A 14,563-nucleotide genomic window follows, 5' to 3' on the forward strand; every position below is an offset into this window, starting at 1 on the left:
TCGGTCATCGGTAAAAAGACGAATAAATTAAACGCGGTGGTTGCTTGGTGGCAGCGTTTAATGCAACTACACGCTCCTTTCGATGGAAGGAGATGCAGATGAACATGCCGACTAGAATAGTGATTGCGCTCGTCGTCGCCCTCGTTGCGGGAGGCGGTTACATGACATTCGATAAGATGCGCGGAGCCGAGTGGGTGGTTTCGCCGCAACAGATCGCCGAGGCGCAGGCCAAAGGTCAGACGGGTTACGAATCCCGTCCCGGCACCGTGACGGTGCGGCCGATCCGCAGCGAGACGGCGGATGTCTTGCCGATGAAATGGGCGCTGATCGGTCTCGTTGCCGGGCTTTTCGCTTTTCGCGCCACGGGCAAGAAAAAAGCGGTCAAGGCCTGAGGCCCCGCCGCTTTATCTCTCCGGCGCTTCGGCGCCGGAGTGCAGAACCGAAGGTGCCCTTAAGCGCCCCAGGTCTTTTCCAGCACGCGGATCCAGTTGCCGTGGCAGATCTTGGCCAGCGCCTCGTCGTCATAACCACCCTTGCGCAGGGCTTCGACCAGCAATTGCAGGTCGCCCGCATCCTTCATGGCGGCGGGAATGGTGGTGCCATCAAAATCCGAACCGAGCGCGACGTGGTCTATCCCGATGCGGTTGACGATATAGTCCACATGGCGGACGAGTTCGTTGAGATCGGTATCCGGGTTCTTCACACCGTCCTGACGCAGGAACAGGACACCAAAGTTGATGCCAGCGAGGCCACCCGTGTCGCGGATGGCGTCGAGCTGACGATCCGTCAGGTTGCGGCTGTGATTGCAGATTGCGTAAGCGTTGGAGTGCGATGCCACCAGCGGCGCGTCTGATATTCTGGCGATATCCCAGAAGCCCTGCTCGTTCATGTGCGACAGATCGACCATGATCTTCAGCTCGTTACAGGTCTTCACCAGCCGCTTGCCTGCATCGGTGAGGCCCGGGCCGATATCCGGTGTCGAGGGGAAACGGAAGGGAACGCCATAGGCGAAGATGTTCGGGCGGCTCCAGACCGGTCCGAGCGTGCGCAGGCCCGCCTCGTGCAGAACGTAGAGCGCATCCAGATCGGCGCCGATGGCTTCCGCGCCCTCGATATGGAAGACGGAGGCGAAGGCGCCCTTCGCCATGGCGCTGCGGATATCGGCGGCCGTGCGGCAGACTTTCAGCGCGCCATTGGATTGTTTCTCGGCGCGGAACAGCAGCGCCGCCATGGCAAGCGTGGCTTTCAGCGCATCGGCTTCTGCCGGTGTCGGGAAATCACCGTTGGCGTCCTTCTCCATGCTGGGCGACGGCACGTACATGGCGCAGAGGCCGCCGGCGAGGCCGCCTTTTTTTGCACGAGGCAGATCGATATGGCCGACGGTGTCGCCTTCGATCAGAAGCGTTTCGGGGGAAGCGTTGCCTGATTTCCATAACCGCAGAAGCACATCGTTGTGACCGTCGAAGACGGGTACGGTTTTTAGATCGGTCATGGTCATTCACCTTCGGAAACGGGGTTGCGCGGACGCGCCTGCGGGAGAGTTTTCAGAATTGGTAGAGGAAAGGTCAAGGCCGGAGCAAATGCAATCCGTGCATAGGCTCTGCCAAATTTGGAATTGGTCGGGCCTCGTTTGCTCATGGTAATCGCGGGAAACATAAAAAAAACGACTGGATTGGGGCAAACCCACCATTTTCCGAAAAATAAGGTCCGAAAGGGGATTTTCGATGATTTCAAGACGCAACCTGTTGATTGCCGGCGCTGCCGTTCCGTTCCTGTCCTATGCGCGCATTCCGGCATTTGCCGCGACACCGAAGGACATTCTGGTCGTTGCCCAGCAGCTGGACAATATGACGAGCCTTGACCCGCATGAAGGTTTCGAGGCTGTCGGCGGTGAAATCATCTCCAACATGTATCAGAAGCTGGTCCGCGCCAACCGCGAGGATTCCACCAAGGTCGATCCTGTCATCGCCAAGTCCTGGGAAGCCGATGCCGACAGCAAGGTCTTTACCTTTGTGATCGGCGACGATGCGACCTTCGCGAGCGGCGCGAAAGTGACGGCGGAAGACGTTGCGTTCTCACTTCAGCGCGCCATCAAGATGAACAAGAGCCCGGCCTTCATCATCGGCCAGTTCGGCTTTACGCCTGAAAACGCCGAAACGACCATTGTTGCCGCTGACGACAAGACGGTAAAGCTGACGACGGCAAAGCCGACCGCCATCTCCTTCCTGCTCTATTGCCTCTCGGCCAATATTGGCGCGATCGTTGAAAAGAAGGCTGTCCTCGCCAATGCTTCCGGTGAAGACCTTGGCAATGGCTGGCTGCAGAAGAACAGCGCCGGTTCCGGCGATTTCATGCTGCAAGCTTGGAAGCCCAGCGAAAGCGTCGCGCTGACAGTCAACCCCAACGGTCCCTATAAGGGCAACATCAAGCGCGTCATCCTGCGCCATGTCACCGATCCGTCTTCTCAGCTTCTGATGCTGCAGAAGGGCGATATCGACATTGCCCGCGACCTGACATCCGAACAACTGCGGACCGTCAAAGACGATGCCAATATCGAGCTGCAGCGCAAGTCCATCGCCTCGCTGGTGCTGATCTCGCTCAACCAGGGCAATGAGAACCTTGCCAAGCCACAGGTCTGGCAGGCGATCAAGTGGGCGCTGGACTACAAGGGCATGCAGGAAAACATCGTGCCGCTGACGCACGAAATCCACCAGAGCTTCGAGCCGAAGGGCTTCCCCGGCGCCGTCAACGACATCCCGTTCCAGCGCGATGTCGAAAAGGCCAAAGCTTTGATGGCGGAAGCCGGCCTTGCCGATGGTTTCGAGATCAGCATGGATCATTATTCCGCCCAGCCTTACCCGGATCTGGCGCAGGCGATCCAGGCTAACCTTGCCGATATCGGTATCAAGGTGCGTCTACAATCGGCTGAAAACCGCCAGGTTCTGACCAAGATGCGCGCCCGCGAGCATCAGATGGCGCTGTCGGCCTGGGGCACGGATTATTTCGACCCGCATTCCAACGCCGATGTCTTCAACATCAACAAGGACAATGGCGACGACGCCAAGTCGAAGCCCTTCCTGTGGCGTTCGCGCTTCAAGAACGACGACTTTGCCGCCAAGGCGGAAGCCGCGCGTGACGAGAAGGATCCGGCAAAGCGCGTGGAGCTTTATGAAGCGCTGCAGCGCGAGCACATGGAGAACAGCCCCTTCGTGTTCATGTTCCAGACCACGAAGACCGCTGCCTTCCGCAAGGGCGTTTCCGGTTTCGAACTCGGTGTTCTCTCCGAGGGCAATTCCTACCACGATGCGAAGAAAGCGTGACATTGAACAAGCGCGTTAAGAGCATATCGTCGATACTGAGCAGCGTCCTTTTGACGCTGTTCGGTTTGATGATCATCACCTTCATGATTGGGCGTGTGATGCCCGTCGATCCCGTCATCGCGGCGGTCGGCGATAACGCGCCCGAAGACGTCATCGTGCGGGTGCGGGCCGAAATGGGTCTCGACCAGCCGTTGGTCGTGCAGTTCTTCCATTATGTCTCGCAGGTTCTGCATGGCGATTTCGGCAATTCGATCCTGACCCGCAATCCGGTCTGGATTGATATCAAGCGCGTTTTCCCCGCCACTTTCGAACTTGCTACCGCAGCCCTCATCCTCGCCGCTCTCATCGGCATTCCGCTCGGTGTCTGGGCTGCCGTGAAGCAGGGCAAGATCACCGATCAGGTCATCCGCGTCGTCTGCCTTGCCGGTCACTCCGTGCCTGTTTTCATGCTGGCGCTGATTTCGCTGCTCGTGTTTTACGCCACGCTTGGCGTCGCGCCGGGACCGGGCCGGCAGGACATTATCTATGACGGCATGATCACGCAGGTCACCGGGCTGATGACGGTCGACACGCTGCTTGCGGGCGACTGGGACGCCTTTTACGACGCCATCGCCCACATGGTGCAGCCCGTCTGCATCCTCGCCTATTTCAGCATGGCCTATATCACCCGCATGACGCGCGCCTTCATGATCGACGCGCTCAAGGGTGAATATGTCATCACGGCCCGCGCCAAAGGCCTCTCCGCCATGACGGTGATCTGGGGCCACGCCTTCCCGACGGTCGCCGTGCAGCTCGTCACCGTTCTCGCGCTCACCTATGCCGGCCTTCTCGAAGGTGCCGTGGTGACGGAAACCGTCTTCAGCTGGCCTGGCCTTGGCCAATACCTCACCGTCTCGCTCATGAACGCGGACATGAACCCCGTCGTCGGCGCAACCCTGTTGATCGGCTTCATCTATGTCGCCCTCAACCTGCTCGCAGACGTGCTTTACAGAGTTATGGATCCTCGCGTTCGATGATGTTAGCTAATTTCAGAAACTGGGCGCTGGATGAGACGCCGCATTCGCGAACACAGGCTGCCTGGGGCAACCGGTATCGCATCTGGCTCAATCTCAAGTCCAATCCGCTGGCGGTGATCGGTCTGACGATCATCGTTCTCTTCATCGCGCTGTCGCTGCTGGCGCCCCTGCTCGCGCCATATGATCCGGCGACGCAGAATCTGGGCAACCGCCTGGCATTCCCGAGCGCCGAACACTGGTTCGGCACGGATGAGCTTGGTCGCGACATTCTATCGCGTATTCTCTATGGTGGTCGTGTCACGCTTGGTATGGTCATTGCCGTCGTCGTTCTCGTCGCGCCCATCGGTCTCGCCATCGGCTGCATCGCCGGTTATTTCGGCGGCATCGTCGATACGGTGCTGATGCGGGTGACGGATGTGTTTCTGGCCTTTCCGCGCCTCATCCTGGCGCTGGCCTTCGTTGCGGCGCTGAAGCCCGGCGTCGAAAGCGCCATTCTGGCCATCGCGCTTACTGCATGGCCGCCTTATGCGCGACTGGCGCGCGCCGAGACCATGACGGTGCGCGGCAGCGACTTCGTCGCCGCCTATCGGCTCACCGGTGCTTCCGCCTGGCGCATCATCGCCCGGCATATTGCGCCACTCTGCGTGCCGAGCCTCATCGTGCGCATTACGCTCGACATGAGCTCGATCATCATCACCGCCGCCAGCCTCGGCTTCCTCGGCATGGGCGCGCAGCCGCCTTCGCCGGAATGGGGCGCGATGATTGCAACGGCCAAGCGCTTCATCTTTGAGCAATGGTGGGTCGCCACCATTCCGGGCATCGCCATCTTCCTCGTTTCGCTCGCCTTCAACTTCCTAGGCGATGGCCTGCGCGACGTTCTCGACCCGAAGGGACATTGAGCCATGCTGGTCGAAATCGAAAATCTGAAGATCGCGTTCCAGACCCGCACCAGCCGTTTCGAGGCGGTGCGCGGTGTTTCCATGAAGCTCGGCACCGAAAAGCTCGGCATCGTCGGCGAATCCGGTTCCGGCAAGAGCCTGACGGCGCGGGCGCTGATGAAGCTTCTGCCTTCCAATGCAGATATCCGCGCCGACAAGCTCGCCTTTGACGGGATCGATATCATCTCCGCGAGCGAAAGGCAGATGCGCCAGATCCGTGGCAAGCGGGCGGGTTTCATTCTGCAGGACCCGAAGTATTCGCTGAACCCGGTGAAGACGATGGGCGCGCAGATTGCGGAAGCTTGGCGCGCCCATAAGGGTGGCAGCAAGCGTGCGGCCATGGAAGCGGCAATCGGCCTGCTTGATCAGGTGAAAATCCGCAATCCGCGTCAGGTCGCCTCATCCTATGCGCATGAGGTTTCCGGCGGCATGGGCCAGCGCGTGATGATCGCCATGATGCTCGCCCCCGATCCGGAACTGCTGATTGCCGACGAGCCGACCAGCGCGCTCGACGCCACGGTGCAGGCGGAAATCCTGCGGCTGATCGAGGAGCTGGTGTCGGAACGCGGCATGGGCCTCATCCTCATCAGCCACGACCTGCCGCTCGTTTCGCATTTCTGCGATCGTGTTGCCGTGATGTATTCCGGCCGGGTGATGGAGGAACTGAAGGCTTCCGAACTTCTGAAAGCCGAACATCCCTATACAAAGGGCCTTCTGAACTGCATTCCCTCGCTGACGCATCCGCGCGAGCGTCTTCCCGTTCTCAACCGTGATGCAGCGTGGTCCAGCCAATGATCGACGTCGAAAACCTCCGTATCAAGTTCGGCGACCGCGAAGTGGTGAAGAGCGTTTCCTTTTCGGTTGAAAAGGGCGGTAGCTTCGGCATCGTCGGTGAAAGTGGCTCGGGCAAGTCCACCATCCTGCGCGCCATGGCCGGCCTCAACGAAAGCTGGGAAGGGCGCATCGCCTTTGCCGGCAAGGATGCCCCCCTGCGTCGTACGCCGGAATTCTTCCGGCAGGTGCAGATGGTGTTTCAGGACCCCTATGGGTCGCTGCATCCACGCCAGACCATCGACCGTATTCTCAGTGAATTGCCGCTGGTGCACGGCATGGACAATATTGAAAAGCGCATCCAGCAGGCCTTGTCCGATGTGGCCCTGCCGCAGGCGGTGCGTTTCCGTTTCCCGCACCAGCTTTCCGGCGGCCAGCGCCAGCGCGTGGCGATTGCCCGCGCCTTGATCGCCGATCCGCAGGTGCTGCTGCTCGATGAGCCGACGTCGGCGCTGGATGTCTCGGTGCAGGCGGAAATCCTGAACCTGTTGCAGGACCTGCGCGCAGCGCGCAACCTTACCTATATTCTCGTCAGCCACAATCTGGCTGTCATTGCGCATCTTTGCCCGCAGGTGGGTGTGATGCTGAATGGCGAGATGGTGGAGCAGCTGAGCGCGGGTGATCTGCGCGAGGGACGGACGAAACATCCGCATACGGAAGAGCTGCGCAGCCTGAGCATCCGGCTGGAAGAGCCGGCCTGACGGCCGGTCACCTAGCCTACGTTACACATGGATCGAGCGGGTGCCGCTCGCTCCTTCTCCCCGAGGGGGAGAAGGTCGCGGCAGCGGGATGAGGGGGCAAGCTCTCCGAAATTCGGTAACGTCGCCCCTTCATCCGACCCTTCGGGCCACCTTCTCCCCGGCGGGGAGAAGAAATGAGCCGCGATGTCGAGGCTCTTTGCAAGACCACAAAGATACGAGACCGAACCATGCCACAGCAATTCGACTGGAACGCCGCTTCAACCCTTTCAGAGAGCTTCGTCTCGCAATGGGCGGGCAACGAGCCGGGTGGGGCGGTCATCGGTTTCGATCTCGATGGCATTCGCTTTGCCCATGCGGGCGGTGTCGAGAGCCTTTCGACATTCGCACCTTTCACGCCGCAGAGCGTGGTGCGTTATGCCTCCGTCACCAAACATGCCTTCTGCGCCATGGTGCTTACCCATTCCGATCTGATCGGGCTTGACGATACACTCGGCAAGCATCTGCCGGAGCTGCAATCGCCGCTCCGTGAGGTGACGGTGGGGCAGGCGCTGGATATGAGTGGCGGGCTGCCGGATACGCGGGAATGCCTCTCGCTGCTTGGCCTTTCCGTCTATACCGAGACGAAGGCCAGACCGCTTCTCGAATACCTGTCGCGGTTGACCCGGCTGAATTTCGATGCCGGCAGCGAGGTGTCCTATTCCAATACCGGTTATCGTCTGGTGGAAGCGGCGCTGGAGCGCCGGGGTTTCCGTTTCGATGATTTCGTGCAGCAGCATATAGCTGCGCCGTTCGACGTGTTTCTGAAAGCGCCTGACGTCTGGAACGATCCGGTCAACGGACTTGTCCCGGGTTACTGGAAGTCTGAAGAGAACTGGCAGCTTTCTGCCGCCGGCCTGCATATTTCCGCATCCGGCAGCCTTGCAGGCAGTGCCGACGCGTTGGCTCGCTGGCTGCAGGGGCTGATGCGGGGCGAGGGCAGCTTTGCGGGTGTTCTCGAGAGGCTTTCGGCTGAGCGGCCGCTCGCCGACGGGCGGATGAGCGAATATAGCCTCGGTCTGCGCTGGTCGCATTTGGACGACCGCCGGTTTGTCGGTCACGGCGGTTCGCATCCCGGCTACAAGACTTACTTTCTGCTCGACCCCGAAAACGGCACAGGCTTCGTCGTGGTGTCCAATCGCGAGGATACCAACGGTTTCAAGATCGCACTGGAAAGCATGGCGGCTTTGACCGGCCTGCCTTTGCCCAAGCCGGCAGCCACCCTGCCGGAAGGCCTCTATGTCACCGAAAGCGGTCCGTGGTGGCTGGAGATCAAAGGCAGCACATCCACCTTCATCGATGGCGACGACACGCTTTATGAAGATGTCGAAGGCTGGGTTTCTTCCCGCTCCGCATCTTCTCCGATGCGTCTCAGGTTAGATGGCGATGCCATTGTCGGTGAGGCCGGTCACGCCGCCCGTCGTTTCCTGCCTGTCGGAGAACATACGGTGCCGAATGATCTTTCGGGAACGTGGCGTTCGGATGAAGGAGCGGAATTTTCGATCGGCGGTTCGTCGCTGACGATGGGCGTCGGCCCGACCCGCCGCAGCATGCCGCTCAAGGCGCTGGGCAATGGCCGTTTTCTCTTTACGCTCACCGATGGGCCTTGGACGAAGCGGGTCTGCCTCAACCGGCTCAGCAACGACCGCATCGAGCTTGTCTCGAGCCGGGCGCGGATGATCGAGTATTCTCGCAGCCGCTAGGTCGTCCGCCGATCCGGCGGTTTGGCCGCAGGTCTGCGCCTTACAAGAGGGTTTCATTCACGCCTCATTGCACCTACTAAAGACGCTTCTGAACAACCGGAAGATAATTTGTTGGGAGTATGAGCCGTGGAAGTCAAATGGCTCGAGGATTTCCTGGCGCTGGCCGGAACGCTCAATTTCTCAAAGGCGGCGGATGAGCGGCATGTGACGCAATCCGCCTTCAGCAGGCGTATCAAACAGCTGGAGGCCTGGGTGGGCGCGACGTTGGTCGACCGTGCCTCTTATCCGTCGCGGCTGACCGAAGCGGGCGTGAAGTTCGTGCCGGTGGCGCAGGAGACGCTGAAGCAGCTTTACCATGCCCGGCGCACCCTGTTGCAGGAAGAAGGGGCCGATGCCAGAACCGTTCGGTTGACGGCGCTGCATACATTGTCCTTCACTTTCTTTCCCGACTGGTTGAAACGGGTGAACGAAAAGGCGGGGCCGCTGTTTTCCGTGCTGCGGCCCGACTCCGGCAGCATGGAGGAAAACCTCAACTCGCTGGTGGACGGGCAGAGCGATTTCCTGCTGACCTACGCCCATCACGAAGTGCCGATGCTGCTCGATGCGCAGCTTTTCGAGTTTCGCGTGCTCGGTGCGGAAAAGATCATTCCCGTTTCAGCGCCCGCAAAAGAGGGTTCGCCGCTGCACGCGCTTCAGCAAGATGCGAAAAAACCCTTTGCCTATCTGGATTATGAAAAAGCGTCGTTCTTTGGGCCGTTGTTGCGCGATCTCCTGAGCGCGCGGCTGCCCAAATTCGAGCGGGTGCATGAGGGCAGCATGTCGGTGGGGCTGAAAGCCATGGCCATGGCTGGCTGGGGTGTGGCCTGGGTGCCGGAAAGCCTGATGCGACAGGAGCTGGATAATGGTACGCTGGTGCGCGCCGCCGATCCAAGTTTCGACATAGCCGTCGATATCAGGCTTTATCGTTCCAAGGAGAACCGCAGGCCCGTTGTCGAGCGTATCTGGGCGGTTCTCCCGGAGTGAGCGAAATCAGATAGCCGTGCGGCGGGCGTTTTCAAGATAGAGCTCGCGCAGCCGGCTCACCATCGGGCCGGGCCTGCCATCGCCTACGGGCTTGCCGTCGATCTTCGTGACAGAAACCACGAAGTTGGACGCGCTAGTCAGGCAGGCCTCGTCTGCGTTCATGGCTTCTTCCAGCGTAAAAGGCCGTTCCTCCAGCGAGAAACCGGCCTCCTTGGCCAGTTGCAGCGCGGCCAGACGCGTGCAGCCGGGCAGGGTCTTGTTGCTGTTGCCGCGGGTGATGATCTTCTTATCTGCGGTGACGATGTAAGCGGTGGAGGACGCGCCTTCGGTTACGAATCCGTCCTCGATCATCCACGCCTCGTCACAGCCTTCGGCCTTGGCGATACGCTTTGCCATGACTTGCGGCAGCAGGCAGACGCTCTTGATATCGCGGCGCGCCCAGCGCTGGTCGGGAACCGACTTCACGGAGACGCCGGCCTCCTCTACCGGGGTGCCCAGCAGCTTTTTTGCCTGGGTGAACATGACGAGTGTCGGCTTCAGATCGGCGGAGAACAGGAAGTTGCGGTCCTCGGCGCCACGCGTCAGCTGCAGATAGATCATGCCTTCAACGAGGTTGTTGTCGGCGATCAGGCGGCGTTCCGCTTCGACGATTTCCTTGGTCGTGACCGGCAGGGCCACGTCGATTTCGCGGGCGCTGCGCTCCAGCCGGGCCATGTGCAGGTCGCTGTCGATCAGCTTGCCTTCCAGAACCGAGGTAACTTCGTAAATACCGTCGCCGAACAGGAAACCTCGGTCGAAAATGGAAAGGCGGGCGTCCGCTTCGGGCAGAAATTCACCGTTGACGTAAACGATGCGGCCGGATGGGCTGGTCATGAAAACTCCGTCTGGAAGGTCAGGCTGAAACAAGGGTTTTAAGGGCGTCGATGGAAATGGCCTCGACCGTGGAGGCCTTGCCGGTGCCGGCATTGAAGCCGGTTGTCGTTTCTGCCGCGCAGAGCGAATTGAGGATCGCTTCCTCCGTTGCCTCTATCGCGGCTTCGAAGAGGGGTGAAATCGCGTCGTTGGAAAGCTCAGGATAGTCCGTCACGGCCTTGCGGCGCGCGGGCGTGCGGCGAAGCCGCTCATCGGTGGAAAACGCGAGCGCGTAATCGCCGGATCCGTTGCTGAGTGCTGCACCCGTGCGTGCCAGTCCACCGAAGCTTCTGGCGGCGAGGCGCTTCAGATTGCGGGAGGAGAGCGGCGCATCGGTGGCGACAATGATGACGATCGAGCCATCCTTGTCCTTATGATCAGGGCTGGCATAGGGCTTGCCGCAGACCAGAAGATGCCCGCCGTAATTCGATTGGACGAGAATGCCGAGCGTGTAGGTCTCACCGGAAATTGTGACGAGGCGGGAGGCGGTGCCGATACCGCCCTTCATGCCGAAGGCGACCGTGCCGGCTCCGGCGCCAATGCTGCCCTCGGCGACGGGGCCGGCGGTCGCATTTTTCAGCGCGGATGAGATTTCCTCAACCGTCGGGCGGCCGGCGCGGATGTCGTTAAGACGGGAATCGTTGGTCTCGCCGACAACGGCATTGATAGAGACGACTTTTTCGTTTCCCGGCTGCGCCAGTATATGGCGGTTGATCGCCTCGATGGCCCGGCCTGTCGCCAGCGTATTGGTGAGGATAACCGGCGTTTCGAGTTCGCCCAGTTCCTCAATCTGGGTTGAACCTGCAAATTTGCCGAAGCCGTTATAAACGGCGAAGGCGGCGGGCACTTTGTCCTGAAACAGGTTGCCGGCATGCGGCAGGATCGCGGTTGCGCCGGTGCGTATTTTGTCTCCTTCGATGACGGTCGAATGGCCAACGGCCACGCCCGCGACATCGGTGATGGCGTTGAGCGGGCCGGTTTCGAAATGGCCTGGCCGGAAACCGATTTCGCGCAGTCTCGGGCGGGTCGTCTGATGCATCGGGCGATCACTTTTGCGGAATGCGAGCTGAAATTGGGACGTGTGCGGCTTGTGAAAAGCTTTGCTTGTCCGAACGTTAGCCTAGTTCGCCGGGAAACGGCATCGCAAAAATGGAATAGTTTTATGCGGGCAATGGATGCCCTCAGGAGGCGCGCAGCGCGGGTTCGCCTTCACGCTCCAGCCATTGCCGCATCGCGTCTTCCGTCTCTTCGCGAGTCGGTGCGCCGGCCCGGCCGCCGAAGACCGTGCATTTGAGTGCGGCAGCAACGGAGGAGAGGCGGATGGCGGCGCGGCTTTCCATGCCCTCGGCCATCGCGAGTGCAAACGTGCCGTGGAAAATATCGCCCGCGGCCAGCGTGTCCACTGCTTCGACCTGCATCGTTGACTGAAAATGCACCGTGGGATCACCGGATTCCGTCCACCAGCAGCCTAGTGGACCGGCGGTGACGGCAATGAATGTCTCAGGATATCGCGCATGCAGCACCGGCAGCATGTCTTTCACCGTTTCAAGCCCCGTCAGCCGGGCAGCGGCGGGTTCGGAAAAAACGATATGGCTCGCGGCTGGCGCAAGCTTCTCAAGGATTTCGACGGGTGCAACGTCTCCATCGAGAATGGCGGGTTTGCCGAGTGCGCGCGCCATTGTGAGCACATCAAGCGCCAGTTCGGGCCAGCGCACATCCACCAGAACGGCGTCGAAAGGCGCAATGTCTTGCGGCGTGCACGAGCGCTTCTTCTCGTGCAGCCGGTGATCGTAGAAAGGTACGATCAGCCGCTCTCCCCTGTTATCGATGATGATCGTCGACAGGGCCGAGCGTGCGCCGGTCGCGACCGTCATGCCGCTCGTGTTGATGCCGCTTTCGCTGAGATCGCGCAGGATACGACTTCCGGTCTCGTCGTCGCCCACCGCGCCCCACAGGCTGGCGCGGCCGCCCATGCGATGCACGGCATAGGCAGCGCTGGACGCCATGCCTTCGGCGATCTGCAGCATTTCATAGGGCAGGACCTTGCCTTCACCCTTTGGCATGTCGTGAACGCGAAACAGGGTGTCGAGCACGGCTGCCCCCACGCAGAGGACATGCTTGCCGCCCTGATTGTCTGCCATGCTGCTCACTCCTGCCGTATTCAGAGACGCTTGCCGCTGTCCTTGTCGAACAGATGCACGGTTGCCGGATCGATGGCAATGTGGATCGTATCGCCGAAGCGGACATTGAGGCGCTCGCGGAACAGGCAGGCGATGTCGTCACCCTTGCAATCGAGTTTGGCATAGATTTCCGAGCCGGTGCCTTCGACCAGTTCGACGCGGCCTTCAATGCCGGTCTCAGCGGCGCGGATATGTTCCGGACGCACGCCGTAGACGAGGTCTCGGCCGCCCAGTTTGCCGATATCGGCATGGGCGGGCAGCGGCAGGCTGAGGCCCTTGGCAGTGCGGAAGACGCCTTCTTCTACCCGGCCGCGAATGAAGTTCATGGCGGGCGAGCCGATGAAGCCGGCAACGAAGAGGTTGGCGGGATTGTCGTAAAGTTCCAGCGGCGCACCAATCTGCTCGATGACACCGTCATGCAGCACCACGATCTTGTCGGCCATTGTCATGGCTTCCACCTGATCGTGGGTGACGTAGATGGTCGTCGTGCCGATGCGCTGGTGCATGGCCTTGATCTCGCCGCGCATCTGCACGCGCAGCTTGGCATCGAGATTGGAGAGCGGTTCATCGAACAGGAAGACCTGCGGATCGCGCACCAACGCGCGGCCCATGGCGACGCGCTGACGCTGGCCGCCGGAGAGCTGGCGCGGATAACGGTCGAGCAGTTTTTCCAGGCCCAGAATGGCGGCGGCCCGGTCCACCTTTGCCCTGGTTTCCTCGGCGCTCACCTTCTTCAGTTTCAGCGCGAAGCCCATATTATCCTTCACCGTCATGTGCGGATAAAGCGCGTAGTTCTGGAAGACCATGGCGATATCGCGGTCGCGGGCGGGCAGGTGGCTGACCTCGCGCGGGCCGATGTGGATTTCGCCGTCGCTCAGCTCTTCCAGCCCGGCGATCATGCGCAGCAGGGTGGATTTGCCGCAGCCGGAGGGGCCAACGAGCACGACGAATTCGCCATCCTTGATGTCGATATCGATGCCGTGGATGACGTTGACCGAGCCGAAGCGCTTCTGGACGTTTTGGATATTGACCGGTGCCATGTGCAGGTTCCCGTTTATTTGTTTGATGGTTCAGCCGCCCTTGACGGCGCCGGCGGTAAGACCCGCCACGATCTGTTTCTGCGCGAACATGGTGAGCAGCAGCACCGGCAGCGTCACGATCAGCGCGGCTGCGGCGAGCGGTCCCCAGCTCACCTGTTCGAAGGACAGCATGTTGTAGACCGCGACCGGCAGGGTGCGCGTTTCACGGCTGGCCAAGACGATGCCGAAGACGAAGTTGTTCCACGAGAAGATGACCGCGAGGATGAAGGAGACGACGATGCCGGGTTTGGCAATCGGCAGCGCCACCAGCCGGAACACCTGCCAGGAGGATGCGCCATCGATACTTGCCGCCTCTTCCAGCTCCTTCGGCGTGGTCTCGAAATAACCGATCATGATCCAGACGACGATCGGCACCGTCACGACAAGATGGATGATGATCTGCGGCCAGAGCGTGCCGAGCAGGTTCAGCCATTGGAACAGCAGAAACAGCGGAATGAGGAAGGAGAGGCCGGGCGTCATGCGGGCGATCATGATGACGACCGCCGACTTCTCCGCCTTCAGCCGCGCGATGCCGTAACCGGCGGGCACACCGATGACGAGCGCCAGAATGGTGGCCGCCCCTGTCACGAGAACCGAATTCCAGAAATAGAGGAAGAAATTGTTCTCCTCGAACACCTTCACATAGTTCGACCAGGCGAAACGTTCGGGAATGAGGATCGGCGGGTAGGCGCCGTTGTCGATCTCGTATTTCAGCGACAGCGAGATCATCCAGATGAAGAACAGGATGACCGGCGAAATCATCACCAGCGCCACGAAGAACAGGCCGAGCCGGTCGAGATTTCTGCGTTTCAGGATTTTTGCGG

General features: G+C 60.5%; 14 protein-coding genes. 8 read left to right on the plus strand and 6 right to left on the minus strand.

Features of this window, described 5'->3' with window-relative positions:
* Window positions 1–98: 98 nt before the first annotated feature.
* A complete protein-coding gene (locus ACFVTJ_RS00230) occupies window positions 99–392 on the plus strand; it encodes a hypothetical protein (RefSeq protein WP_386903603.1) in 294 nt (97 codons plus the stop codon).
* 59 nt (window positions 393–451) lie between these two features.
* Here ACFVTJ_RS00230 and ACFVTJ_RS00235 read toward each other — a convergent pair whose 3' ends face one another.
* On the minus strand, window positions 452–1,492 hold the full coding sequence (locus ACFVTJ_RS00235; RefSeq protein WP_386903605.1) for a dipeptidase: 1,041 nt from the start codon (window positions 1,490–1,492) through the stop codon (window positions 452–454).
* A gap of 232 nt (window positions 1,493–1,724) precedes the next feature.
* Between ACFVTJ_RS00235 and ACFVTJ_RS00240 the strand changes: the two genes are divergently transcribed.
* From ACFVTJ_RS00240 to ACFVTJ_RS00270, 7 genes are all read left to right on the plus strand, one after another.
* Window positions 1,725–3,320: an ABC transporter substrate-binding protein gene (locus ACFVTJ_RS00240; protein ID WP_386903607.1), complete on the plus strand. Its 1,596-nt coding sequence runs from the start codon at window positions 1,725–1,727 to the stop codon at window positions 3,318–3,320.
* A gap of 2 nt (window positions 3,321–3,322) precedes the next feature.
* Window positions 3,323–4,336 (plus strand): ABC transporter permease, encoded by a 1,014-nt coding sequence (locus tag ACFVTJ_RS00245; protein WP_386903609.1) that lies wholly within the window; start codon window positions 3,323–3,325, stop codon window positions 4,334–4,336.
* Window positions 4,333–5,235: a nickel transporter permease gene (nikC, locus tag ACFVTJ_RS00250; RefSeq protein WP_004433196.1), complete on the plus strand. Its 903-nt coding sequence runs from the start codon at window positions 4,333–4,335 to the stop codon at window positions 5,233–5,235. Before ACFVTJ_RS00245 ends, nikC begins: the two co-directional genes overlap by 4 nt.
* Before the next feature lie 3 nt (window positions 5,236–5,238).
* A complete protein-coding gene (locus tag ACFVTJ_RS00255) occupies window positions 5,239–6,069 on the plus strand; it encodes an ABC transporter ATP-binding protein (RefSeq protein ID WP_386903612.1) in 831 nt (276 codons plus the stop codon).
* Window positions 6,066–6,806: an ABC transporter ATP-binding protein gene (locus ACFVTJ_RS00260; RefSeq protein ID WP_386903613.1), complete on the plus strand. Its 741-nt coding sequence runs from the start codon at window positions 6,066–6,068 to the stop codon at window positions 6,804–6,806. Before ACFVTJ_RS00255 ends, ACFVTJ_RS00260 begins: the two co-directional genes overlap by 4 nt.
* A 227-nt stretch (window positions 6,807–7,033) precedes the next feature.
* Window positions 7,034–8,545 (plus strand): serine hydrolase domain-containing protein, encoded by a 1,512-nt coding sequence (locus tag ACFVTJ_RS00265; RefSeq protein WP_386903615.1) that lies wholly within the window; start codon window positions 7,034–7,036, stop codon window positions 8,543–8,545.
* A gap of 126 nt (window positions 8,546–8,671) precedes the next feature.
* The gene (locus ACFVTJ_RS00270; RefSeq protein WP_386903616.1) at window positions 8,672–9,568 is read left to right on the plus strand and encodes a LysR substrate-binding domain-containing protein; all 897 of its coding nucleotides are present in this window, start codon (window positions 8,672–8,674) and stop codon (window positions 9,566–9,568) included.
* A gap of 6 nt (window positions 9,569–9,574) precedes the next feature.
* Here ACFVTJ_RS00270 and ACFVTJ_RS00275 read toward each other — a convergent pair whose 3' ends face one another.
* The 5 genes from ACFVTJ_RS00275 to ACFVTJ_RS00295 form a co-directional block, all read right to left on the minus strand.
* Window positions 9,575–10,441: a D-amino-acid transaminase gene (locus ACFVTJ_RS00275; RefSeq protein WP_386903618.1), complete on the minus strand. Its 867-nt coding sequence runs from the start codon at window positions 10,439–10,441 to the stop codon at window positions 9,575–9,577.
* Between the two features lie 19 nt (window positions 10,442–10,460).
* A complete protein-coding gene (locus tag ACFVTJ_RS00280) occupies window positions 10,461–11,519 on the minus strand; it encodes a P1 family peptidase (RefSeq protein ID WP_386903620.1) in 1,059 nt (352 codons plus the stop codon).
* 142 nt (window positions 11,520–11,661) lie between these two features.
* Window positions 11,662–12,621, minus strand: a complete 960-nt coding sequence (locus ACFVTJ_RS00285; RefSeq protein ID WP_386903622.1) for a sugar kinase — start codon at window positions 12,619–12,621, stop codon at window positions 11,662–11,664.
* Between the two features lie 20 nt (window positions 12,622–12,641).
* Complete coding sequence (locus ACFVTJ_RS00290; RefSeq protein ID WP_386903624.1) at window positions 12,642–13,700, minus strand: ABC transporter ATP-binding protein; 1,059 nt, start codon at window positions 13,698–13,700, stop codon at window positions 12,642–12,644.
* 30 nt (window positions 13,701–13,730) lie between these two features.
* Window positions 13,731–14,552, minus strand: coding sequence for a carbohydrate ABC transporter permease (locus tag ACFVTJ_RS00295; RefSeq protein WP_169538611.1), 822 nt, complete (start codon window positions 14,550–14,552; stop codon window positions 13,731–13,733).
* Between the last annotated feature and the right edge of the window lie 11 nt (window positions 14,553–14,563).

Source organism: Agrobacterium sp. NPDC058088, from assembly GCF_042885035.1.
Lineage (GTDB): Bacteria > Pseudomonadota > Alphaproteobacteria > Rhizobiales > Rhizobiaceae > Agrobacterium.